This is a genomic window from Pseudomonas sp. R1-6 (assembly GCF_051132115.1).
Lineage (GTDB): Bacteria > Pseudomonadota > Gammaproteobacteria > Pseudomonadales > Pseudomonadaceae > Aquipseudomonas.
Map to the genome: position 1 here is coordinate 714,725 of NZ_CP071662.1, position 23,351 is coordinate 738,075.

General features: G+C 62.6%; 24 protein-coding genes. 19 read left to right on the forward strand and 5 right to left on the reverse strand.

What is annotated here, in order from left to right; translation table 11 throughout:
- Positions 1-364: 364 nt before the first annotated feature.
- The 4 genes from J3P81_RS03295 to J3P81_RS03310 all read left to right on the forward strand — a co-directional run bounded on the left by J3P81_RS03295 (position 365) and on the right by J3P81_RS03310 (position 4,661).
- A complete protein-coding gene (locus J3P81_RS03295) occupies positions 365-2,269 on the forward strand; it encodes a sigma-54-dependent Fis family transcriptional regulator (RefSeq protein WP_434562116.1) in 1,905 nt (634 codons plus the stop codon).
- A gap of 121 nt (positions 2,270-2,390) precedes the next feature.
- Complete coding sequence (gene mpl, locus J3P81_RS03300) at positions 2,391-3,740, forward strand: UDP-N-acetylmuramate:L-alanyl-gamma-D-glutamyl-meso-diaminopimelate ligase (RefSeq protein ID WP_434562118.1); 1,350 nt, start codon at positions 2,391-2,393, stop codon at positions 3,738-3,740.
- Positions 3,737-4,384 (forward strand): flavin prenyltransferase UbiX, encoded by a 648-nt coding sequence (gene ubiX, locus J3P81_RS03305; protein WP_420767346.1) that lies wholly within the window; start codon positions 3,737-3,739, stop codon positions 4,382-4,384. Before mpl ends, ubiX begins: the two co-directional genes overlap by 4 nt.
- Positions 4,377-4,661, forward strand: coding sequence for a YceK/YidQ family lipoprotein (locus J3P81_RS03310; RefSeq protein ID WP_045157038.1), 285 nt, complete (start codon positions 4,377-4,379; stop codon positions 4,659-4,661). Before ubiX ends, J3P81_RS03310 begins: the two co-directional genes overlap by 8 nt.
- A gap of 155 nt (positions 4,662-4,816) precedes the next feature.
- Here the strand turns inward: J3P81_RS03310 and J3P81_RS03315 are convergent, their stop codons facing one another.
- The 3 genes from J3P81_RS03315 to J3P81_RS03325 form a co-directional block, all read right to left on the reverse strand.
- A complete protein-coding gene (locus J3P81_RS03315; RefSeq protein ID WP_420767345.1) occupies positions 4,817-5,458 on the reverse strand; it encodes an oxidoreductase in 642 nt (213 codons plus the stop codon).
- A gap of 27 nt (positions 5,459-5,485) precedes the next feature.
- Positions 5,486-7,204 (reverse strand): C13 family peptidase, encoded by a 1,719-nt coding sequence (locus J3P81_RS03320; protein WP_420767344.1) that lies wholly within the window; start codon positions 7,202-7,204, stop codon positions 5,486-5,488.
- Positions 7,205-7,297: 93 nt separating this feature from the next.
- Positions 7,298-7,753 (reverse strand): MaoC family dehydratase, encoded by a 456-nt coding sequence (locus J3P81_RS03325; RefSeq protein ID WP_039594307.1) that lies wholly within the window; start codon positions 7,751-7,753, stop codon positions 7,298-7,300.
- Between the two features lie 189 nt (positions 7,754-7,942).
- Here J3P81_RS03325 and J3P81_RS03330 point away from each other — a divergent pair, with 189 nt between their 5' ends.
- Genes J3P81_RS03330 through J3P81_RS03340 form a run of 3 tightly spaced genes read left to right on the forward strand, consistent with a single transcriptional unit; the run spans position 7,943 to position 9,622 of the window.
- Positions 7,943-8,308, forward strand: coding sequence for a CidA/LrgA family protein (locus J3P81_RS03330; RefSeq protein ID WP_434562120.1), 366 nt, complete (start codon positions 7,943-7,945; stop codon positions 8,306-8,308).
- Positions 8,305-9,021, forward strand: a complete 717-nt coding sequence (locus J3P81_RS03335) for an LrgB family protein (protein WP_434562122.1) — start codon at positions 8,305-8,307, stop codon at positions 9,019-9,021. Before J3P81_RS03330 ends, J3P81_RS03335 begins: the two co-directional genes overlap by 4 nt.
- 10 nt (positions 9,022-9,031) lie before the next feature.
- Positions 9,032-9,622 carry an LON peptidase substrate-binding domain-containing protein gene (locus J3P81_RS03340; protein WP_420767340.1) on the forward strand — a complete coding sequence of 197 codons (591 nt, stop codon included), beginning with the start codon at positions 9,032-9,034 and terminating at the stop codon, positions 9,620-9,622.
- 2 nt (positions 9,623-9,624) lie between these two features.
- On the opposite strand, the gene J3P81_RS03345 is transcribed toward J3P81_RS03340, so the two are convergent.
- Together J3P81_RS03345 and J3P81_RS03350 are read right to left on the reverse strand one after the other, a co-directional pair.
- A complete protein-coding gene (locus J3P81_RS03345; RefSeq protein ID WP_434562124.1) occupies positions 9,625-10,941 on the reverse strand; it encodes a bifunctional DedA family/phosphatase PAP2 family protein in 1,317 nt (438 codons plus the stop codon).
- Between the two features lie 45 nt (positions 10,942-10,986).
- Positions 10,987-11,667 (reverse strand): DNA-3-methyladenine glycosylase, encoded by a 681-nt coding sequence (locus J3P81_RS03350; RefSeq protein WP_434562126.1) that lies wholly within the window; start codon positions 11,665-11,667, stop codon positions 10,987-10,989.
- Positions 11,668-11,865: 198 nt separating this feature from the next.
- On the opposite strand from J3P81_RS03350, the gene J3P81_RS03355 reads away from it, so the two are divergent.
- The 12 genes from J3P81_RS03355 (at position 11,866) to lipA (ending at position 23,329) form a co-directional block, all read left to right on the forward strand.
- The gene (locus tag J3P81_RS03355; RefSeq protein WP_434562128.1) at positions 11,866-13,137 is read left to right on the forward strand and encodes a glutamate-5-semialdehyde dehydrogenase; all 1,272 of its coding nucleotides are present in this window, start codon (positions 11,866-11,868) and stop codon (positions 13,135-13,137) included.
- A 28-nt stretch (positions 13,138-13,165) separates the two neighbouring features.
- The gene (nadD, locus tag J3P81_RS03360) at positions 13,166-13,837 is read left to right on the forward strand and encodes a nicotinate-nucleotide adenylyltransferase (RefSeq protein WP_162488984.1); all 672 of its coding nucleotides are present in this window, start codon (positions 13,166-13,168) and stop codon (positions 13,835-13,837) included.
- A gap of 71 nt (positions 13,838-13,908) precedes the next feature.
- Positions 13,909-14,403, forward strand: a complete 495-nt coding sequence (gene rsfS, locus J3P81_RS03365) for a ribosome silencing factor (RefSeq protein WP_420767336.1) — start codon at positions 13,909-13,911, stop codon at positions 14,401-14,403.
- A gap of 9 nt (positions 14,404-14,412) precedes the next feature.
- On the forward strand, positions 14,413-14,880 hold the full coding sequence (rlmH, locus tag J3P81_RS03370) for a 23S rRNA (pseudouridine(1915)-N(3))-methyltransferase RlmH (RefSeq protein ID WP_003185785.1): 468 nt from the start codon (positions 14,413-14,415) through the stop codon (positions 14,878-14,880).
- 10 nt (positions 14,881-14,890) lie between these two features.
- Positions 14,891-16,786: a penicillin-binding protein 2 gene (gene mrdA / locus J3P81_RS03375; protein WP_420767335.1), complete on the forward strand. Its 1,896-nt coding sequence runs from the start codon at positions 14,891-14,893 to the stop codon at positions 16,784-16,786.
- A 31-nt stretch (positions 16,787-16,817) separates the two neighbouring features.
- Positions 16,818-17,921, forward strand: a complete 1,104-nt coding sequence (gene rodA, locus J3P81_RS03380) for a rod shape-determining protein RodA (protein WP_045157031.1) — start codon at positions 16,818-16,820, stop codon at positions 17,919-17,921.
- A gap of 17 nt (positions 17,922-17,938) precedes the next feature.
- Complete coding sequence (gene mltB / locus J3P81_RS03385; RefSeq protein WP_420767334.1) at positions 17,939-18,949, forward strand: lytic murein transglycosylase B; 1,011 nt, start codon at positions 17,939-17,941, stop codon at positions 18,947-18,949.
- Entirely contained in the window at positions 18,949-19,974 is a 1,026-nt protein-coding gene (locus J3P81_RS03390) for a septal ring lytic transglycosylase RlpA family protein (protein WP_434562130.1), read from the forward strand. Before mltB ends, J3P81_RS03390 begins: the two co-directional genes overlap by 1 nt.
- 168 nt (positions 19,975-20,142) lie before the next feature.
- Positions 20,143-21,300, forward strand: coding sequence for a D-alanyl-D-alanine carboxypeptidase family protein (locus J3P81_RS03395; protein WP_420767332.1), 1,158 nt, complete (start codon positions 20,143-20,145; stop codon positions 21,298-21,300).
- A gap of 82 nt (positions 21,301-21,382) precedes the next feature.
- Entirely contained in the window at positions 21,383-21,658 is a 276-nt protein-coding gene (locus J3P81_RS03400; RefSeq protein ID WP_420767331.1) for a DUF493 domain-containing protein, read from the forward strand.
- A complete protein-coding gene (gene lipB, locus J3P81_RS03405) occupies positions 21,658-22,305 on the forward strand; it encodes a lipoyl(octanoyl) transferase LipB (protein WP_434562132.1) in 648 nt (215 codons plus the stop codon). The genes J3P81_RS03400 and lipB overlap by 1 nt, the downstream gene beginning before the upstream one ends.
- Before the next feature lies 1 nt (position 22,306).
- Entirely contained in the window at positions 22,307-23,329 is a 1,023-nt protein-coding gene (gene lipA / locus J3P81_RS03410; protein ID WP_014340371.1) for a lipoyl synthase, read from the forward strand.
- Positions 23,330-23,351 lie beyond the last annotated feature (22 nt).

Sequence of the window (23,351 nt, forward strand, 5' to 3'; positions counted from 1 at the left end):
CAAGACTTTGGGAGGAATTCGTCAGACAAACGGAGGGGCTGTGTCACGGTTGCGATACGCAGGGTGTGACAGTTTGTGCCATGGCTGAGACAGTCTGTGACCGGCAGGTCGCGCCAGCATTGCAAAGGTCGGTGGGCTGGAGGATGCTGGCTTCGACGGCGAGGCCATGGGCGGACCGCTTATGTGGCGAGGGAGCTTGCTCCCGCTGGATCGCGAAGCGGTCCCCCAAAGCCAACTCGGTCAACCTGATGCACCGCGTGCTCAGGTTTTGGGGCCGCTGCGCAGCCCAGCGGGAGCAAGCTCCCTCGCCACGGGGCAATGTGTCTGCAGGTCCAAAAAGGTCCTTCGGGGAGAACAATAAGAAATGCACAGCAACCATTTGAGTCGCCATGCCCAGCAAGTCTTGACGGTCACCCAGGGCAAGGCCCATTTGCAGGGGCCTGGCAGCGATCCGTCGATTGCCCGTTCCTGGCTGCGCTGCCTTGAGGACTATCACCTCGACCCGGCGCAGAACCTGGCGCCGACGGTGCTTGAACATGGCCGAGTGCTGGAAAGCCGCGAGCGTTTGCAGCAAGTGCTGCATATCGCCGGCACGGAAATGACCAGCCTGCATCAACAACTCTCCGGCGCCGGCCACGCTGTGCTGCTCACCGACGCTCGGGGCGTGATCCTCAACTGCGTCACTGCCCCCAGCGAGCGGAAGATTTTCGAGCGGGCCGGCCTTTGGCTGGGCGCCGACTGGAGCGAAGCCTGCGAAGGCACCAACGGCATCGGCACCTGCCTGGTGGAACGCCAAGCCCTGACCATCCACCAGGAAGAACATTTTCGCGGCCGTCACACCGGCCTGACCTGCTCGGCGAGCCCGGTGTTCGACCCTCATGGCGAACTGCTGGCGGTGCTCGATGTGTCCTCGGCCCGGCCAGACGTGTCGCGCCAGAGCCAGTTTCACACCATGGCCCTGGTCAATCTCTCGGCGAAGATGATCGAGAGCTGTTATTTCCTGCGTTGCTTCGACAATCAATGGCTACTGCGCTTCCATCTGCAGGCCGAGTCCGTGGGGCTGTTCAGCGAAGGGCTGATGGCGTTCGACGGCGAAGGGCGGATCTGCGCGGTGAACCAGAGCGCGCTGAACCTGCTCGGGCACATTCGTGGCGGCTTGCTTGGTCAGCGGGTCGAAGACTTTTTTGATTGTTCCCTGGATGAGCTGATGGGCCGGGCCAGTGCCCAGGCCAGCGCCAGTTGGCCGTTGCGCACCCGTGACGGCCGGCATCTGTTTGCCGTGTTGCGCGGCCAGCCGCGTAGCGTCCCGGCCCCGGTCGCGCCGGCCTTCAAAGTCATCGAGTCGGCACGTCTGCCGGGGATCTGCCTGGGGGATGCGGCGTTGCAGGAACATTTTCGCAAGGCACTGCGGGTCTACGAACGCGATGTGCCGCTGCTGATCCACGGCGAGACCGGCTCCGGCAAGGAGGCGTTTGCCAAGGCTGTGCACCATGCCAGCCAGCGCGCCGAGAAAAACTTCGTCGCCCTCAACTGCGCCGCGATTCCAGAAAGCCTGATCGAAAGCGAGCTGTTCGGTTATCGCGGCGGCAGCTTCACCGGCGCGAGAAAAGAGGGCATGCGCGGCAAGTTGCAACAGGCCGACGGCGGCACGCTGTTTCTCGATGAAATCGGCGACATGCCGCTGGCCTTGCAGACTCGCTTGCTGCGGGTGCTGGAAGATCGCCTCGTGGTGCCCATCGGCGGCGAACCCGAGGCGGTGAACGTACGCATCATCAGCGCCACTCACCGGCAATTGCTCGACCGGGTGCGCGATGGCAGTTTTCGCGAGGATCTGTATTACCGCCTCAATGGCTTGGAAATCCCGTTGCCGGCGTTGCGTGAGCGCAGTGACAAATCTCAGCTGCTGGATTTCCTGTTGGCTGAAGAGAGCGGCGCCGAGACGGTGTTTATCGACGAACCGGCGCGCCAGGCGTTGCTGGGCTTCGATTGGCCGGGCAACGTGCGGCAGCTGCGCAATGTGCTGCGTACCCTCGCTGCGTTGTGCGACGGCGGGCGGATTGGTTTGGAAGACTTGCCGGCGATGATCCGCCAATGCCCGGTGGAGCAGGTAGAAGCCCCGACAGAAAACCCGCTGGAAGATGCCGAGCGACTGGCGTTGCTCGATGCGCTGGAGCGCCAGCGCTGGCATATGACCCACACAGCTGAACAGCTGGGGATCAGCCGCAATACCCTCTACCGCAAACTGCGCAAGCACGCGATTGCCCGATAACCGCGTCGCGGCCCTTCGCGAGCAGGCTCGCTCCCACGGTGGATCTCGGTGCGAAGGCTAAACACAAGGTGCGATTTTCCCCTCCCTACGCTAACCTGCGGCCATGTTTACGAGGTCGACTATGCACATCCATATTCTCGGTATTTGCGGCACTTTCATGGGTTCGATGGCGGTTTTGGCGAAGGAATTAGGCCATCACGTGACGGGTTCCGACGCCAACGTCTATCCGCCCATGAGCACTCAGCTGGAAGCCCAAGGCATCGAGTTGACCCAGGGCTATGACCCGGCACAGCTGGACCCGGCGCCGGACCTGGTGGTCATCGGCAACGCCATGTCCCGTGGCAACCCGGCGGTGGAGTACGTGCTCAACAAAGGCCTGCCGTACGTGTCCGGGCCGCAATGGCTGGCCGACCATGTGCTGCAGGGCCGTTGGGTCCTGGCCGTGGCCGGCACCCACGGCAAGACCACCACCAGCAGCATGCTCGCCTGGGTGCTGGAGCACGCGGGCATGAGCCCGGGCTTCTTGATCGGTGGCGTGCCGCAGAATTTCTCGGTGTCGGCGCGCCTGGGTGGCACGCCGTTCTTCGTGATCGAGGCCGATGAGTACGACAGCGCATTTTTCGACAAGCGCTCGAAGTTCGTCCACTACCGTCCACGCACGGCGATCCTTAATAACCTCGAGTTCGATCATGCGGACATCTTCCCCGATTTGCCGGCCATTGAGCGGCAATTCCACCATTTAGTGCGCACCATCCCCAGCGAAGGCCTGGTGATCCACCCGACTACCGAGCCGGCGTTGCAGCGCGTCATTGAAATGGGCTGCTGGACGCCGGTGCAAACCACCGGTGCGGGCGGTCAGTGGCAGGTCAAGCTGCTCAAGGATGACGGCTCTGAGTTTGAAGTGATGTTCGAAGGCCAGCCCCAAGGCGTGGTCGAGTGGGACATGACCGGCCAGCACAACGTCGCCAATGCCCTGGCGACCCTGGCGGCGGCCCGGCATGTCGGCGTGGTGCCGTCCATGGGCATCGCCGCGTTGAGCGCGTTCAAAAGCGTGAAACGGCGGATGGAAAAGGTTGCCGAAGTCCGCGGCATCACCATTTACGACGACTTCGCCCACCACCCGACGGCTATTGCCACCACCCTCGACGGCTTGCGCAAGCGCATCGGTGATGCGCCGTTGATCGCTATCATCGAGCCGCGCTCCAATTCCATGAAGCTCGGTGCCCACCGCGACGGCTTGCCGGAAAGCGTGGTCGATGCCGACCAGGTGATCTGGTATGCGCCGGCCAACCTGGGTTGGGATCTGGCCGCCACCGCCGCGCTGTGTACGGTGCCGTCGATTGTCAGCGATTCCTTGGAGGGCATCATCGAACGCGTCAAAAGCCAGGCCCAGCCCGGTACCCACGTGGTGATCATGAGCAATGGCGGCTTCGGCGGCCTGCACGGCAAACTGGCCGAGGCGCTGAAATGAACACGCGCTTGCAGGGCAATGGCCCGGAACGCATCACGCTGGCGATGACTGGTGCGTCCGGCGCCCAGTACGGCTTGCGCTTGCTCGATTGCCTGGTGCGCGAAGACCGCGAAGTGCATTTCCTCATCTCCAAGGCCGCGCAATTGGTGATGGCCACCGAGACCGACGTGACCTTGCCACCCAAGACCCAGATGATGCAGGCCTTCCTCACCGAGTACACCGGTGCGGCGGCGGGGCAGATTCGTGTGTATGGCAAGGAAGACTGGATGTCGCCGGTGGCCTCCGGCTCCGGCGCGCCAGCGGCGATGGTGGTGGTGCCGTGCTCCACCGGGACGCTGTCGGCGATTGCCACTGGTGCCTGCAACAACCTGATCGAACGGGCGGCGGACGTCACGCTCAAGGAGCGTCGCCAGTTGATCCTGGTGCCCCGGGAAGCGCCGTATTCGAGCATTCACTTGGAGCACATGCTCAAGCTGTCGAACATGGGCGTAACCATTTTGCCGGCCTCGCCGGGTTTCTATCATCAGCCACAGACCATCGATGACCTGATCGATTTCGTGGTCGCCCGGATCCTCAACCTGATGAACATTCCCCAAGACATGCTGCCACGTTGGGGCGAGCATCATTTGAGCAGCGATGAATAAGCTGCTGGCGGTGTTGCTGGCGTTGCAACTGACCGGTTGCGCCACCGCCCGCACCCTCGACGCCGCCAAGCCGGGTGCTCCGGTGGTGTACGCCGGGACGCGCCTGGATCTTTATGCGCTGAACGGCGGTTGCTGCGCCAAGGACCGCTTTGGCGCTGAGGCGCCGAGCTATCCGGGCCTCGATCTGCCTGGGAGCGCGTTGCTCGATACTTTGTTGTTGCCGTTGTCGTTGTTTACGGCGTTGGGTGTGGGGTTCCAGGCGACTGGGGGATTGTAGCAAGCAATTGCCTCACAACCTGTGGCGAGGGCGCTTGCTCCCGCTGGGCTGCGGAGAAGCCCCCAGCTTTTCCCCCTGAGATCCAAGGCGACTGCTGCGCAGTCGAGCGGGAGCAAGCTCCCTCGCCACTATGCATCCACGCAGGCGCTACAGAATCATTTCCCAAGCCTGCGCAACTCATCCGACTCCACCACCCGCACCCCATCCTGCTCTTCCAGCGCCAGACGCCACATGGCCCGGGCCAGTTGGCAGGCTTCGATACCGTGGTACTTGCCAGGAATCAGCTTGGACAACGGCCCGGCCAGTTGCTCGGCCAGGCGCGGTTCAACCCGCTCGCCGAGCAGCAGGGAAGGGCGGCAGATGGTCAGTTGCGGCCAATCCTGGGCCTTGAGGGCCGCCTCCATTTCGCCTTTGACCCGGTTGTAGAAGATCGACGACTTCGCGTCGGCATTCAACGCACTGATCACGATGAGATGCCGCGCGCCCAGCTCCCGGGCGCGTTTGGCGAAGGCCACCACCAGGTCCAGGTCCACGGCGCGAAACGCCTGTTCGGAGCCGGCTTTCTTGATGGTGGTGCCGAGGCAGCAGAAGGCGATGTCGACCGGGCCTTCGAGCCGTTGCAGCAACTCGGCCGGTTCCCCAACCGGATTTTCCAAGTGCGGATGCTCGGCCAGTGGCCGGCGGGAAGGCGCCAGTACCCGGGTGATGGTCGGCTCATTGAGCAGCCGATCCAACAGATGTTCCCCGGTCAATCCGGTCGCGCCGGCGAGCAAAACATGCTGAGGCGTCAAGTACATAGTGTCTCCCCCTTGATACGGTTCAGCTTAGTTGCTCTTTTTGCCCTCGTCGTTCAATGCAGCACTTCGCAATGCTTTTCGCGCTTGTTGCTTGCGCAGCAATTGCCAGTGGGACAGCACCGTCCTCGGCGCCCAGATCTGCGGTTCCGAGGCTTCGAAATTGTCCGCCTGCTCGCGTTCGGCAACGATGCCCTTGGCGCGCTTGAACGCTTGCTCCAGGTCGTCGGTCTGGTTCAGCGCCTGGGCGAACAGGGCGTCGCCGAAATAAGTGAAGTTGGCCTCCTCGGAGCAGCCGAATGACACCCGGTCGGCCCGGGACGCGGTCATGATCAACGTGCGTTCATCCTTGAGCGCCGGAATGAACCCACCGGAATAACAGGCCGAGATCACCACGATCTTGTCGCGATGCTTGAGCGGCGCCAGGACAACGGCCAGTTCGTCGGCGGGCAGGTCGGCCAGTTCCATGCGAGGTTGGTCGAGCACCAGTTCGTGCTCGCTGGTGCCGTGGCTGGTCAGGTAGATGAATATCAGGTCTTCCGGGCCGCTGCGCTCGGCCAAAGTGACGGCGGCGCGGCGCAGGCTTTCGCGGCTGGCCATGGGCCGGTCGCTGAGGTGATCGCGGTGGTTCACCAGGCGGATCTGGCCGGTCGCGCCGAAACGGCTGGCAAGCATATTGGCAACGTAGTCGGATTCACGCAGGAACACGCTCTGCTTGCCGTCGCCGCCCAGGGTCAGGCTGTACAGTTCCACCTCAGGCGTCGACGCGGGGATATCGGCCAGCGCTTCGTCGAGCAGGCGGCCTTGGGCCAGGATGCCGCGTTCGAGCACGTCCGGCAGCAGCTTGCCGTCGGCGTCGCGTATCCGCAGGCCGTTGGCCCAGGTGCCGCTTTGCACCGTGCCGTCGGTCAGTACCAAGGTGCCGCGCCCGTGGTAGCTGTCGCTTTCGAACTGGCCCACGTAGAAGCTGCCATCGGGCAGGTTGAGGCGGCCCTCGCCGGTGAAGCGCCATTCGTTGAACTGGCCGAGATAATGACTGCCGTCCGCGCCAATCAGTTCGCCTTTGCCGGTCAGCGCGCCGTCCTTGAACTGGCCGATCCAGACATCGCCGTCGGCATTTTCATAACGCCCCCGACCGTTGAGTTGGTTGTTGCGGAAACCGCCGATGTAGACGTCGCCTTCGGCACTGTTGAACGTGCCCTTGCCCTGGAGCTGGCCGTCGACGAAATGCCCGGTGAACTGGTTGCCGCTGGCATCGAAGCGCTGGCCTTCGCCGTTGGGCTTGCCGTTGGCGAACGGGCCTTGATACTGGCTGCCATCGTCGAGTTCGAGACGCCCGAGGCCGGAGTAACGGTCGGCCTTGAATTCGCCCCGGTAGGTCATGCCGTTTTCCTTGAGCGTCCCTTCGCCGTCCCGCCGGCCTTGCTTGAAGCCGCCGGTGTAGCTGCTGGTCGGTGTGGTCAGGCTGCCCTGGCCATGGAAAAGGCCTTGCTCGAATTGGCCGCGATAGACCTCGCCATTGCTGCCGTGCCACTCCCCGGTGCCGTGCCACTGGCCCTTGTCGAACTGGCCGGCGTACCAGCTGCCGTTGGGGTAATCGATGCGTCCCTGGCCTTGCAACAGGCCGTCCACCAGGTCGCCGCGATAACGCCCGCCATCGGGCAGGCGTGCATCGGGAGGCAGCAGCGATTCGCCATCGCCGCAGGCTGTGAGCAGGAGGGCCAGGGTCAGGGGTACAAGTGCGCGCATAACGGGATCCAGGTAATCAGGCGACGAGTATGCCGCAGCTATGCGCGTTGACGCGATGCGAAACTGCATGAGCGGTTTCGCGACCGCGAGGGTCTACACGAAGCAGAGCGACAGTGGCTCGGCGATGTAGGCCGGTTTTTCCGAACCTTCGATTTCCAGCGTGGCGGTGGCCTTGAGCAGCCATTGGCCAGGTTTTTTCTCGGTCACGTCCACCAGATCGACCTTGAGTCGGACCTTGGAGTCGACCTTCACCGGCTGGATGAAGCGCACGCTGTCGAGCCCGTAGTTGACGACCATCTTCACACCCTCGGGCAGGATCAGGATGTCTTCCATCAATTTGGGCATCAGCGACAGCGACAGGAAACCGTGGGCGATGGTGCTGCCGAACGGGGTCTGCGCGGCCTTGACCGGGTCGACATGGATGAACTGGAAGTCGCCGGTGGCTTCGGCGAACAGGTTGATGCGGTCCTGGTCGATGGTCAGCCAGTCGGAACATCCCAGTTCCTTGCCGACATAATCCTTGAGCGCTGTAACGGGAACGTAGGGCATTGAGACTCTCCTTGGTTCATCTGTCCTGCTTTTATGGAACGGGGGTCTGCGCCCCCGAGAACCACTGTAGATCAACATGGCCGACCGGGAAGGTCATCGACCATGCTTTTTACGAATGCCGAACCATAGCGTGGGCGTGCTTATAATGCCGGCGCATTCTTTGAACACGTGTTGCGGGGGAAAGAGCGGATGTTGCTACGGGGCCTGACCTGGCTGGTGCTGTTCCAATTGCTGGGCACTGCCATCAACCATTTGTTCCTGCCGATCCTGTCGGGGCCGATCGTTGGCCTGCTGCTGATGCTGGGCTACCTGATCACTCGCGGCGAAGTCAGCGAGCCGTTGAACCTGGCCGCCAGCAGCCTTTTGCGTTACCTGCCGTTGCTGCTGGTGCCGCCGGCGGTTGGGGTGATGGTCTATGCCCGGGCGATCGCCGCCGATTTCTGGGCGATTGTCGGTGCGCTGATGTTGTCGTTGGTCCTTTCGGTGGCGTTGACGGGCGTGATGATGCAGCGCCTGGCCCGGCGCCACAGTGTCGAGCCGGAGGACGCCCCATGATGTTCGATTGGCAAGGCGCCTGGACCTCGGTCATCCATCACCCGCTGTTCGGCATCGGCATTACCCTGGGCGCCTATCAATTGGTGCTGGCGGCGTTCGAGAAGACTCGCTGGGTGTTTCTTCAGCCGGTATTGATGTCGATGCTGGTGTTGATCGCCGTGCTGGTGGGCTGCGGCATCAGTTACGCCGAGTACCGCAAGAGCACCGAGATCCTGAGCATTCTGCTGGGGCCGGCAACCGTGGCCTTGGCGGTGCCGTTGTACTTGAACCTGCGGCGAATCCGCCAATTGTTCTGGCCGATTTTTACTACGCTGGTGGTAGGCGGGGTGTTCGCCACCAGTTCCGCGGTGGTGCTGGGCTGGGCGTTTGGCGCCGAGCACATGATCCTCATGACGATGGCACCCAAGTCGGTGACGTCGCCGATCGCCATGCTGGTGGCCGAGCAGATTGGCGGCGTGGCGGCCATGGCGGCGGTGTTCGTGCTGATCACCGGTGTGCTGGGGGCGATCCTGGGGCCGAGTATTTTGACCCGATTGGGTGTCCACAGCCCTGAAGCGCGGGGCATGGCCCTGGGCCTGACCGCCCACGCGGTGGGCACCTCGGTGGCGTTGCAGGAAAGCGAGGAGACCGGCGCCTTCGCGGCCCTGGCGATGAGTTTGATGGGCGTGGCCACGGCGGTGCTGCTGCCGCTGGTGGTGTCGATGACTGTTTAAGGAATGGGTTATGAGCTTGCCGCTGTTCCCGTTGAACACTGTGTTGTTCCCCGGTTGCACTCTTGATCTGCAAATCTTCGAGGCGCGTTACCTCGACATGATCGGGCGCTGCATGAAAAAAGGCGAAGGTTTTGGCGTGGTGTGCATCCTCGATGGCGAGGAAGTCGGCATTGCGCCCGATGGCTACGCGCGGGTCGGGTGTGAAGCGCTGATCACCGATTTTTCCCAGCAGGAAAACGGTTTGCTGGGGATCCGCGTGCAAGGCGCACGGCGTTTCCTGGTACACAGCACCAGCGTCCAGGCGGATCAGCTCACCGTGGCGCAGGTCGAGTGGCTGGAGGACGAGCCGGAACAACCGTTGCAAGATGAAGATGCCGACCTGGTGGCGCTGCTCAAGGCCCTCGCCGAACACCCGATGGTCGAGGCGCTGAACATGGGCACCGAAGCCAAGGGCCAACAGTCCCTCGCCAATCAGCTGGCCTATCTGCTGCCGTTCAATGAACTGGACAAGATCGACCTCCTGCAACTTGACGACCCGCAACAGCGGCTGGATGCGATCCAAGCGCTGTTGGATGAATTACAGGGCGAACTGTTTGCCTGACATCAATAGGCATACCGCAACATCGCATGCGGCAGGTGCCGCAGGGCGAAGAAGCTGAAGGCCGCCAACAGCGCCGGCAGGACCAGCCACCAGACTCTTGGCGACATGGCGCGCAGCGGTTCCTGGCGCTGGGTCAGCCACAGGACGGCGGCGCAGACGGTGGCGGCGAGCATGGCGCCGGCAACGATGTCGCTCGGCCAATGCGCCCCGAGGTACACCCGCGACAGGGCGATGGCCAGGGCCGGCAATGCGCCTAGCAGCAGCCAGGTCAAGCGCAGGCGCGGCGGCTGTCCCCGGCCGGCCAGCACGGCGAGGGTCAGGAACAGCGCGAATGCGCCAGAAGCATGGCCGCTGGGCATGCTGTAGCTGGTCAACGGTTCGCTCAGGATCTCAGGGCGCACGCGGGCGAAAAACAGTTTGGAGCCGGTGTTGGCCAGGGCCGTGAGCAGCATCGTGCCCCCGGCAAAGGTTGCCTGGCGCCATTGGCGTCCCAATAACAACAGTCCGGTAACCAGGGCGCTGAAGATCAGCATGTAGCGGAATTCGCCGATCAGCGTGAAGGTCACGGCGATTTCATCCAGCGTTGCGCTGCGATGTTCCTGGACCAGGGCAATCAGGCCCTGGTCGAAAGCCGTCAGGTAGCGAAAACCAGTGAACAGGCCGATCAGGATGGCCAGGCCAACACCCGCGATGATTGCCGAGGCATGACGGTGACGACGCAGGCTGCTGTTGACGCTCAGGCCGAGCATCACCGCGATGCTGCCGATGACGACGCCGGCTTGTGGCCAGAAGCCTTCGGGCAGTGGCAGGCGGAACGCCGCTCCGGTGGCCCAGCCGGGAAGCAGGTAGGCAACGGTCCAGCCTGCCGCCGCCACCACGCTGACGACCGCGAAGCGTGGGAACGGCATGTCGCACATCCCGGCCACCATCGGCAGCATCGGCCTCAGCGGGCCGATGAAACGCCCCACCAGCAGGCTGGCGATACCGTAGCGCTGGAAATAGCTTTCCGCTGCGCTCATCCATTCCGGATGTTGTCGCAGCCCCGGCAGGCGCCGGATGTTCTGGTGGAAATGCCGTCCGAGAAAGTACGAAACCAGATCCCCCAGCAATCCGCCGAGAAGGCCCAGCAGCAAGGTTTCGCCCAGGGACAACGCCCCACTGCCGGCCAGCACCGCGATGGCGAACAACAACACCGTGCCCGGCACAATCAACCCGGCAATGGCCAGGCATTCAACGCAAGCGACGACAAACACCGCCACCGCCAGCCATTGTGGGTTGACGGTCAGCCAGCCGGTAATGCTATCGAGCCATTGGCCCATAAAGACAACTCCATTGAATATTGATGGGCATGCACGGCGTTGTGTTCAGGACAGCAAAACATAATCCCGGCCCTCGACCTGTCCGCGCCGCAGCGGGTTGCGGGTACACCATTGCGCGTAGGCGGCATCGACGAAGCGGTAGGGCAGGTGTTCGTCTCGTCCCAGTGGAATGCCCAGGCGAGTGGTCTGGATCACATTCACCGTCGGCACGCCCACATCTTCCACCAGCAGCCGTTCAGGGTCGAAGCGTTTGGCGTCCCAGTCCGGCACTTTCAGGCCCAGGGCCTTGCACAGCAAGGTCTGGCCGGCACACAGCTTTTGTGGCGCGCGTGGTCGGCCTTGGGCGTCGGGATTGTTGAGGAGCATCCGCGCCAGGCTGTCCGGGCCGCTGATGGCATCCACCCAGGGATACGCAGACTTGATCAACACCGCATTACCCGGGCCTTGCGCACTGAAATTCAGTGAATCGCCGCCCCGGGCGTAATACATATAGATGTGGCCGCCATCGAGAAACAACGCCCTGCGCTTTTCCGTATAGCCCAGGGAGGCGTGGCTGCCTTTCTCGGCGAAGTAATAGGCTTCGGTCTCGATGATCCGCGCACTGAGCCACAGGCTGCCGACCTTGTGGCGAATGACCTTGCCCAGCAGGTCCCGGGCGAGCACCTGGGCGTCGCGATCAAAAAAAGCGTGTGGCAAAGCGATGGGTACGGAAGGCGAATCGGTCATGTCGATGGACGAAGTAAGGCCAAAAGTAGCGCGATGATAACAATGGAAAGCTTAATTACCGCTGAACATTCACGGAAACATTCACGTTCGATGGCTGTTTTGCGCCTCCGCCGGTCACCGCTGTGAGTCCATGCTGTTAGTCGAGGGTTACGACAGCTATAATCTGCCGCTTTCCTCTTTGCCAAGACCACACAGACCATGACTGAGTCCGTTCTTGACTACATGACCCGCCTGGGTCGCGCCGCCCGCGAAGCGTCGCGCGTCATCGGCCGTGCCAGCACCGCGCAGAAAAACCGCGCCTTGCAGGCCGCCGCCAACGCGCTGGACGCGTCTCGCGCCGAGTTGTCCGCCGCCAATGAGCTGGACCTGGCCGCTGGCCGGGCCAATGGTCTGGAGCCGGCCATGCTCGAACGCCTGGCGCTGACACCAGCGCGCATTGACGGCATGATCGTCGGTCTGCGCCAGGTCGCGGCATTGCCGGACCCGGTCGGGGCGATCCGCGACATGAGCTATCGGCCATCGGGTATCCAGGTCGGCAAGATGCGCGTGCCCCTGGGCGTGGTCGGGATCATCTACGAGTCGCGGCCGAACGTGACCATCGACGCCGCGAGCCTGTGCCTGAAGTCCGGTAACGCGACCATCCTGCGTGGCGGCTCCGAGGCGATCCATTCCAACCGCGCCATTGCCGCCTGCATCCAGCGTGGCCTGGCCGAAGCCAACCTGCCGGCCGCCGTCGTGCAAGTGGTGGAAACCACCGATCGCGCCGCGGTCGGGGCGCTGATCACCATGCCCGAGTTTGTGGACGTCATCGTGCCCCGCGGCGGCAAGGGCCTGATCGAGCGCGTCAGTCGCGACGCCCGCGTGCCGGTGATCAAGCACCTGGACGGTATCTGCCATGTCTACGTCAGCGCCCACGCCGAATTGCCGAAGGCCCAGCGCATTGCCTTCAACGCCAAGACTTATCGTTATGGCATCTGCGGTGCGATGGAAACCCTGCTGGTGGACCAGGCCGTAGCCAAGGATTTCCTGCCGTCGATGGCTGCCCAGTTCCGCGAAAAAGGCGTCGAGCTGCGTGGTTGCGAGCGCACGCGGGCAATCATCGAGGCCATTGCGGCCACGGAAGAAGACTGGGATACCGAATACCTGGCGCCGATCCTGTCGATCCGCGTGGTCGATGGGCTCGACCAGGCGATCGAGCATATCAACCGTCATGGCTCCCATCACACCGACGCCATCGTCAGCGAACACCAGGGCGAAACCCGAAGTTTCGTGGCGCAAGTGGACTCAGCTTCGGTGATGATCAACACCCCGACCTGCTTCGCCGATGGCTTTGAATACGGATTGGGTGCCGAGATCGGCATTTCTACTGATAAGCTGCACGCCCGCGGTCCGGTGGGCCTCGAAGGCCTGACCTGCGAGAAGTACATCGTGGTCGGTGACGGCCAGTTGCGCGGACAGGAGCCGGCCTGACTTGGGCGACCTCGACCCACTGGCCTCTATGACGATGCCCGTTGTGACGGCGATCGCGCCAAAGCGCATTGGTATCCTGGGTGGCACATTCGACCCGGTGCACATCGGCCATCTGCGCGGTGCGCTGGAAGTCGCCGACGCGCTGGCCCTCGATGAGTTGCGCCTGACGCCCAGCGCCCGGCCGCCTCATCGGGACACGCCGCAGGTGTCGGCCCGGGATCGCCTGGCGATGGTCGAGTGCGCGGTGGCCGGCGTGGCGCCGTTGGTGGTGGATGCCCGCGAATTGCAGCGGGACAAACCGTCCTACACCATTGATACCCTGGAGCTGATGCGTGCCGAACTGGCCGCCGATGCCCAGGTTTTTCTGCTTCTGGGCTGGGACGCTTTTTGCGGCCTGCCCACTTGGCATCGCTGGGAAGAGTTGCTCCAGCATTGCCACATCCTGGTGCTGCAACGCCCGGATGCCGACAGCGAGCCGCCGGATGCCTTGCGCAACCTGCTGGCGGCGCGCTCGGTGAGCGACCCGCTGGCCCTCAAGGGGCCGAGCGGACAGATTGCATTCGTCTGGCAGACGCCGCTCGCGGTATCCGCCACCCAGATCCGTCAACTGCTGGCCAGCGGTAAGTCGGTACGTTTCCTGGTGCCCGACGCGGTCCTGGCCTACATCGATGCGCACGGGCTGTACCGTGCGTCGAACTGAACAAGGCGTGCTCCGCCGACACGAATCCACGTGTACCGAGCACCCGAACACATGAGCAAAACGAGTTTTCTATGACTGACAAAGACCTGAACAAAGTTAAGCGCAAGGGCACCTTCAAGAGCGCCCCGCTGCCGGTAGAAGCACACGCCGGCGTGGCGCTGACCGGCGAAGAGCTGGTCAAGGTGGCCGTGGCGGCCCTGGAAGACGTCAAGGCCCAGGACATCCAGGTGATCGACGTTCGCGAGAAGCAGAGCATCACCGACTACATGATCATCGCCACCGGTACCTCCAATCGCCAGATCAATGCGATGCTGGAAAAAGTTCGCGAAGAAGTCAAAAAGCAAGGCGCCAAGCCGTTGGGCGAAGAAGGCAAGGGCGAAAGCGACTGGGTGCTGCTGGACATGGACGATGTCATCGTTCACATGATGACCGCGTCGGCGCGCCAGTTCTACGACCTGGAACGCCTGTGGGCAGGCGCCGAGCAGAGCCGTTCGGCCAGTGCCGCGCACCACAGCCCGGAAAACTCCCATGAGCACTTCACCAAGCTCAACAAAGACCAGCAATAAGGGATCGCTGTGCGACTGCGCCTGATCGCCGTCGGTTCTCGCATGCCCAAGTGGGTGGAAGAAGGCTGGCATGAATATGCCAAGCGTCTTCCGTCCGAGCTGGCCCTGGAACTGGTGGAAATTCCGCTCAATACCCGTGGCAAGAACGCTGACGTGGCGCGTTTCATCCGCCAGGAAGGCGAAGCCATGCTGGCCAAGGTCGGGCCGAACGAGCGGATCGTCACGCTCGAAGTCCACGGCAAGCCCTGGAGCACCGAGCAACTGGCGGTGGAGCTCGATCGCTGGCGATTGGATTCGCGCACGGTCAATTTCATGGTCGGTGGCCCGGAAGGGCTGGCGCCTGAAGTCTGTGCACGGGCCGATCAGCGCTGGTCGTTGTCGCCCCTGACGTTGCCGCACCCACTGGTGCGGATCCTGATCGGTGAACAGTTGTACCGTGCCTGGACAGTCTTGTCCGGGCACCCTTATCACAAGTAATCCTGCCCTCATGCCTCAGCCGATCCGCATCAAGGACCACGAAAAAGACGCCCGTCTGGTGCGGGGCCGCGTCGTGTTCGGGGCTATCGCCGTGGTCACGCTGATCGGCGTGCTGATCGCGCGGCTGTATTTCCTCCAGGTCATCCAGTACGAGTATCACTCGACCCTCTCGGAGAGCAACCGCGTCCACGTACAGCCGATTCCGCCGACCCGAGGGCTGATTTTCGACCGCAATGGCGTGGTGGTGGCCGATAACCGGCCCAGCTTCAGCCTGAGCATGACCCGCGAGCGCTCTGGCGACTGGCAAAAAGTCCTCGACGTGATCGTCGAGGTACTGCAGTTGACACCTGAGGACCGGGCGATTTTCGAGAAGCGCATGCGCCAGGGCCGGCGCCCCTTCGAGCCGGTGCCGATCATGTTCGAGCTGACCGAAGAGCAGATCGCGCTGATCGCGGTGAACCAGTTCCGCCTGCCCGGCGTCGAGGTGGTGGCGCAGTTGGTGCGGCATTATCCGCAAGGGCCGCACTTTGCCCACTCGGTCGGCTACATGGGACGGATCAACGAGAAAGAGCTCAAGACCCTCGATCCGGTCAACTACAGCGGCACCCACCATATCGGCAAGACCGGTATCGAGCGTTTCTACGAGGCCGAGCTGCACGGCCAGGTGGGATACGAGGAAGTCGAGACCAACGCCCGAGGCCGGGTGTTGCGGGTGCTCAAGCGCACCGACCCGATTCCTGGCAAGGACATCGTCCTGAGCCTGGACATCAAGTTGCAGGAAGCCGCCGAAGCGGCGCTGGGCGGACGGCGTGGCGCCGTGGTCGCGTTGGACCCCAGCACCGGCGAAGTCCTGGCGATGGTCAGCCAGCCAAGCTTCGACCCGAACCTGTTCGTCACCGGCATCAGCTTCAAGGCCTACGCCGAGCTGCGCGATTCCATCGACCGGCCGCTGTTCAACCGCGTGCTGCGCGGCCTGTATCCGCCGGGGTCGACCATCAAGCCGGCCGTGGCGATCGCCGGGCTGGATGCCGGCGTGGTCACTGCATCGAGCCGGGTCTATGACCCCGGTTATTACCAGCTGCCGAACTACGACCACAAGTACCGCAACTGGAACCGCACCGGTGACGGCTACGTGGACCTGGAAACGGCGATCATGCGCTCCAACGATACCTACTTCTATGACCTGGCCCACAAGCTGGGGATCGATCGGTTGTCGTCCTACATGAACAAGTTCGGTCTCGGCCAGAAAGTCTCCCTGGACATGTTCGAAGAATCGCCGGGCCTGATGCCGTCTCGGGAGTGGAAGCGCGCGACCCGCCGACAGGCCTGGTTCCCGGGCGAAACCTTGATCCTGGGGATCGGCCAGGGCTACATGCAGGCCACGCCGTTGCAACTGGCCCAGGCCACGGCTCTGGTGGCGAGCAAGGGCAAGTGGTATCGCCCGCACCTGGCCAAGACCATCGAGGGCCAGAAGCCCGTGGATCCGGACCCGGTGCCGGACATCATCCTGCGCAATCCATCGGACTGGCAGAAGGTCAACATCGGCATGCAACAGGTAATGCACGGTGCCCGGGGCACGGCGCGCAAGGCTTCCATCGGTGCGCAATACCGGATCGCCGGCAAGAGCGGGACCGCCCAGGTCGTGGCCATCAAGCAGGGTGAGAAGTACGACCGCTCCAAGGTCCAGGAGCGCCACCGCGACCACGCCTTGTTCGTCGGTTTCGCGCCGGCCGATAACCCGAAGATCGTCGTCTCGGTAATGGTCGAGAACGGTGAGTCCGGTTCTGGTGTCGCCGCGCCGGTGGTGCGCCAGGTCATGGACGCCTGGCTGCTGGATGAGCACGGCCAGCTCAAGCCCGAATTCGCAAGCCCGATCAGCGCGGAGGCTACGGCCCGTGAAGAATAATTTCGACCGCATCCTCTCCAGCGAAGATGTGATGCGCCGTCGCGCCACGTTGCTGCAGCGCATGCACATCGACGGTCCGCTGCTGATCCTGCTGCTGACACTGGCGGCCGGCAGCCTGTTCGTACTTTATTCAGCCAGCGGCAAGAATTGGGACCTGCTGGCCAAGCAGGCCACCTCGTTCGGCATCGGCCTGGTGTCGATGATCGTCATCGCCCAACTCGAACCACGCTTCATGGCGCGCTGGGTGCCGCTGGCCTATGTGGTCGGCGTGGGGTTGCTGGTGGTGGTGGACATCATGGGTCATAACGCCATGGGCGCCACCCGCTGGATCAACATCCCCGGGGTGATCCGTTTCCAGCCCTCGGAATTTCTCAAGATCATCATGCCGGCGACCATTGCCTGGTACCTGGCCAAGCGCTCGTTGCCGCCGCAGCTCAAGCACGTGTGCATCAGCCTGTTGCTGATCGGTATCCCGTTCATCCTGATCGTGCGCCAGCCGGACCTGGGCACTTCGCTGCTGATCCTGGCCGGCGGCGCGTTCGTGCTGTTCATGGGCGGGTTGCGCTGGCGCTGGATCCTCAGCGTGATCGCCGCCGCCGTGCCGGTGTCGGTGGCCATGTGGTATTTCGTGATGCACGACTACCAGAAGCAACGCGTCCTGACATTCCTCGACCCGGAAAGCGATCCGCTGGGCACCGGCTGGAACATCATCCAGTCCAAGGCCGCCATCGGTTCCGGTGGGGTGTTCGGCAAGGGTTGGCTGATGGGCACCCAGTCGCACCTGGACTTTTTGCCGGAAAGCCACACCGACTTCATCATTGCCGTGATGGGCGAGGAGTTCGGCCTGGTAGGCATCTGCGTGCTGCTGCTGATCTATCTGCTGCTGATCGGGCGAGGCCTGGTGATCACCGCCCAGGCCCAGACCCTGTTCGGCAAATTGCTTGCTGGCAGCCTGACCATGACTTTTTTTGTTTATGTTTTCGTCAACATCGGTATGGTCAGTGGCCTGTTGCCGGTCGTGGGGGTGCCGTTGCCATTCATTAGCTACGGAGGAACTTCGCTGGTGACGCTACTGTCAGCGTTTGGGGTTTTGATGTCGATTCATACGCATCGCAAATGGATCGCGCAGGTTTGAATAAGGTGAAGAGTTCAATGCAAGCAATGCGTGGCTGGTCGACGCGATATGCGCCGTGGGTCGGCCTGGTCGGCTTACTGGGCTGTGCGCCGCATGCCTTGGCGGGCGAATACGAAGGCTCGCCGCAAGTGGCCGAATTCGTCGGTGAGATGACCCGCGACTACGGGTTTGCCGGCGAGCAGCTGATGGGGGTGTTCCGCGAGGCCGAGCGCAAGCAGTCGATCCTCGATGCGATCTCCCGGCCCGCCGAGCGCGTCAAGCAGTGGAGCGAGTACCGGCCGATGTTCATCACCGAGGCGCGTATTGCCCGGGGCGTGGACTTCTGGCGTCAGCACGAGGCGGCCCTGGCTCGCGCCGAGCAGGAATATGGCGTGCCGGCCCAGGTCATCGTGTCGATCATTGGCGTTGAAACTTTCTTTGGCCGCAACACCGGCAATTTCCGGGTCATCGACGCATTGTCGACCCTGGGCTTCGATTATCCGCCGCGCGCCGAGTTCTTCCGCAAGGAGCTGCGCGAGTTTCTGCTGTTGGCCCGCGAAGAGCAGGTCGATCCGCTGACTCTCAAGGGTTCCTACGCCGGAGCCATGGGCCTGCCACAATTCATGCCCAGCAGTTTCCGCGCCTACGCGGTGGATTTCGACGGTGATGGCCACATCAATATCTGGACCAACCCGACCGATGCGATCGGTAGCGTTGCCAGTTATTTCAAGCGCCACGGCTGGGAAGCCGGCGAGCCGGTGGTCAGCCGTGCCGACGTGCGCGGCGAGCAGGTTGACGAGGGCTTGACCGAAGGGATCGAGCCGACGAAAACCGTCGGGGAGTTGCGAGCGCTGGGCTGGTCGAGTCATGATGCGCTGCGTGACGATATGTCGGTCACCGCGATGCGCCTGGAAGGCGAGCAGGGCCCTGAATATTGGATGGGCCTGAAGAATTTCTACGCGATTACGCGTTATAACCGCAGCGTGATGTACGCCATGGCTGTATATCAACTGTCTGAAGAGCTGGTCAAAGCACGGGGCGTCAAATAATGCAGGCATTGCCTACCTATCAACCCCTGAAAGCCAGGCCCCTCAAGCTGGTGGCATTGGCGGCGCTGTCGTTACTGGTTGTCAGTTGTTCGACCAGCCGCGCACCCACCCAGAAAAGCCCCAACGTCGTGCGCGCCACCCCAGGCCTGGACATCAACCGGGCCCACAAGGACGGCGCGCCGTGGTGGGACGTGGATGTCTCGCGCATTCCCGACGCGACGCCGACCCTGCACACCGGCCCCTACAAGGCCAACCCGTATACGGTGCTGGGCAAGACCTATTTCCCGATGGCTGAATCCAAGCGCTACGTCGCCTCGGGCACGGCGTCCTGGTACGGCACCAAGTTCCACGGCCAGAACACCGCCAATGGCGAGGTCTACGACCTCTATGGCATGAGCGCGGCCCACAAGACCTTGCCACTGCCCAGTTATGTGCGGGTGACCAACCTGGACAACAACAAGACGGTGATCCTGCGTGTCAACGATCGTGGGCCGTTCTATTCCGATCGCATCATCGACTTGTCGTATGCGGCGGCGAAAAAGCTCGGTTACGCTGAAACTGGCACCGCGCGGGTAAAAGTCGAGGGCATCGATCCGCAGGAATGGTGGGCCCAGCGCGGCCGTCCGGCGCCTTTGATGCTCAACGAGCCAAAAGTAGCGCAGAATGCCGCGCCAACCGTGACGGCTTCCACCGGCACGGTCGAGCAATGGACCCCACCGCCGCAGCAGCATGCGGCGGCCGTGGTGCCCGTGCAGATCGACGCAAAAAAAAACGCTTCTGCAACAGCGTCTGGCCAGTATCTTCAAGTGGGCGCGTTCGCCAACCCGGACGCTGCAGAGCTGTTGAGATCGAAGCTGAGCTCGATGGTCAGCGCGCCGGTGTTCATCAGCTCGATCGTGCGCAACCAGCAGACACTGCATCGGGTGCGCCTGGGGCCGATCGGTTCTCCGGGTGAGGTCCAGCAGGTACAGAACAGCGTGCGCCTGGCCAATCTCGGTTCGCCGAGCCTGGTCACCGCTGAATAATTGATTGAGGCCCGCTTGTGGTTTGGGCGGGTCAGGTTGTTGGCTCGATGAATAACAAAAGCCCGGCAAGGGTTGTGAGTGAGCAACTTAAGTGCGCGGCGGCCCGTTAGAAAGCTGCCTGTTTAGTATTGCCTCCGGGCAGTTTCCATTAGCGATTTCGAGAGACGGATGAACATCACCACCTTTGCCAAACGCCTTTGCCTGCTAGTCCCGCTGCTTCTCTCACCGGCCGCGTTCGCGGTCGAGATGATGCCGGCGCCGCCTCAATTGGCCGCCAAATCCTTTGTGCTCATGGATGCCAGCAGCGGCGAGGTGCTGGTGGAGAACAACGGTGACCAGCGTCTGCCACCGGCCAGTCTGACCAAGCTGATGACGGCCTACATCGCCACGCTGGAAATCCGTCGTGGCCAGATCGGTGAAAACGATCCGGTGACCGTCAGCGAGAACGCCTGGCGCACCGGCGGTTCGCGGATGTTCATCAAGGTCGGTTCGCAAGTGACCGTCAGCGACCTGCTGCACGGGATCATCATCCAGTCCGGCAACGACGCCAGCGTCGCCCTGGCCGAGCACATCGCCGGCAGTGAAGACGCATTCGCCGACATGATGAACAAGACCGTGGCCGACCTGGGCATGACCAACAGTCACTTCATGAACCCGACCGGTCTGCCGAACCCGGAGCATTATTCCTCGGCTCACGACATGGCGATCCTGGCGCGGGCCATCATTCATGAAGACCCGGCGCACTACGCCATCTATTCCCAGAAAGAGTTCTTCTGGAATGGCATCAAGCAGCCCAACCGCAACCTGCTGCTGTGGCGCGACAAGACTGTCGACGGTCTGAAGACCGGCCACACCGAGGAAGCGGGTTACTGCATGGTGTCGTCGGCCGTTCGTGACGGCATGCGCCTGATCGCCGTGGTGTTCGGCACCAACAGCGAAGTGGCCCGCGCCGCTGAGACCCAGAAGCTGCTGACCTACGGTTTCCGCTTCTTCGAAACCCAGACCTTCTACCAGAAGGGCACCGAACTGGCCCAGGCCCAGGTCTGGAAAGGCGCCACCAACCAGGTCAAGGCCGGCCTGGCCCAGGACCTGACCATGACCTTGCCTAAAGGTCAGCTCAAGAAGCTCGCCGCCAGCATGACCATGAACCCGCAACTGACCGCGCCGATCGCCAAGGGTGACGTCATCGGCAAGGTCGAAGTCAAACTGGACGACAAAGTGGTGCACAGCGCCGACCTGATCGCGCTGGATGCGGTCGAGGAAGGTGGTATTTTCCGCCGCATGTGGGATAGCATCCGTCTATTCTTCTACGGCTTGTTCAACTGATTTCAAGTGTTGACCTGCATGGCCCCGTTCCTTTCCGGCACGGGGCCATGTTCGTTACCACGGCTTGCGAGGCCGTTACGCCATGACAGACTCCGAAGTAAAGGCGCCAAAGATCGAGTTTCCTTGCGAGGACTACCCGATCAAAGTAATCGGCGACACCGGTGTGGGCTTCAAGGACAAGATCGTCGCGATCCTTGAGAAGCACGCCACCGTTGACCTCAAGACCCTGGCCGAGCGCCAGAGTACCAACGGCAAGTACACGACCATCCAGCTGCATATCATTGCCACCGGCCAGGAACAGCTCTACGACATCAACAGCGAGCTGCGAGCGACCGGTTTCGTGCACATGGTGTTGTGATGCCGGGCACGCTGGGCTTTCGCGAGCTGGGCACGATGGCTTACGAGCCGGTCTGGCATGCCATGCAACGCTTCACGAACGAACGCGGTACCACCGCCGACGATGAAGTCTGGCTGGTCGAGCACCCACCGGTGTTCACCCAGGGCCAGGCGGGCAAGGCCGAGCACTTGTTGTTGCCCGGCGACATCCCGGTGGTGAAGGTCGACCGGGGCGGGCAGGTGACTTACCATGGGCCCGGCCAACTGGTCGCCTATCTGTTGCTGGATGTGCGCAAGCTGGGATTCGGTGTACGCGAGCTGGTCACCCGCATGGAAACGTGCCTGATCGATTTGCTCGCCAGCTACGGCGTAAGCGCGGCGGCAAAGCCCGATGCGCCGGGCGTGTACGTCGACGGGGCGAAGATCGCCTCCCTTGGGCTGCGGATCCGCCATGGCTGTTCGTTTCACGGCCTGGCGTTGAACGTGGACATGAATCTTGAGCCGTTTCGACGGATTAATCCCTGTGGCTACGCAGGGCTGGCGATGACCCAGCTGCGCGATCACACAGGATCGATTGAATTTGCCGAGGTAAGTGCCCGGCTGCGCGCGCAGCTCGTCAAACACCTCGACTATGCTGAGCAGACGACCCTCACGGGCGGAATCGACTGATATGACTACTGATGCAGTGCAAACCATGATCCCGACGCTGGACGTCACCGAGCGTCCGGCCCCGCGTGCCAAGGTAGAGGCCGGCGTCAAGCTGCGCGGCGCCGAGAAGGTTGCACGCATCCCGGTCAAGATCATCCCGACCACCGAATTGCCGAAGAAGCCCGACTGGATCCGCGTGCGCATCCCGGTCTCTCCGGAAGTCGACCGCATCAAGGCGCTGCTGCGCAAGCACAAGCTGCACAGCGTCTGCGAAGAAGCCTCCTGCCCGAACCTGGGCGAGTGCTTCTCCGGCGGCACCGCGACGTTCATGATCATGGGCGACATCTGCACCCGTCGGTGCCCGTTCTGTGACGTCGGCCACGGCCGTCCGAAGCCATTGGACACCAACGAGCCGGAAAGCCTGGCCATCGCCATCGCTGACCTGAAGCTCAAGTACGTGGTCATCACCTCGGTGGACCGCGACGACCTGCGTGACGGCGGTGCCCAGCACTTTGCCGACTGCATCCGCGAAATCCGCAAGCTGTCGCCGAATGTCCAACTGGAAACCCTGGTGCCGGACTACCGCGGCCGCATGGACATCGCCCTGGAAATCACCGCCGCCGAGCCGCCGGATGTGTTCAACCACAACCTGGAAACCGTGCCGCGCCTGTACAAGGCCGCGCGTCCGGGTTCGGATTACCAGTGGTCGTTGACCCTGCTGCAACGCTTCAAGCAAATGATGCCGCATATTCCGACCAAGTCCGGCTTGATGCTGGGCCTGGGTGAGACCGATGAGGAAGTCATCGAAGTCATGAAGCGCATGCGTGAGCATGACATCGACATGTTGACCTTGGGGCAGTACCTGCAACCTTCGCGCAGCCACTTGCCGGTGCAGCGTTTTGTGCACCCGGATACCTTTGCCTGGTTTGCTGAGGAGGGGTACAAGATGGGCTTCAAGAATGTGGCTTCGGGGCCTTTGGTGCGTTCTTCGTATCATGCTGATGAGCAGGCCAAGTTGGTCAAGGCTGAGCTTCTGGGGTCCTGATCTTTTAGCTTTGGGTGGTGTG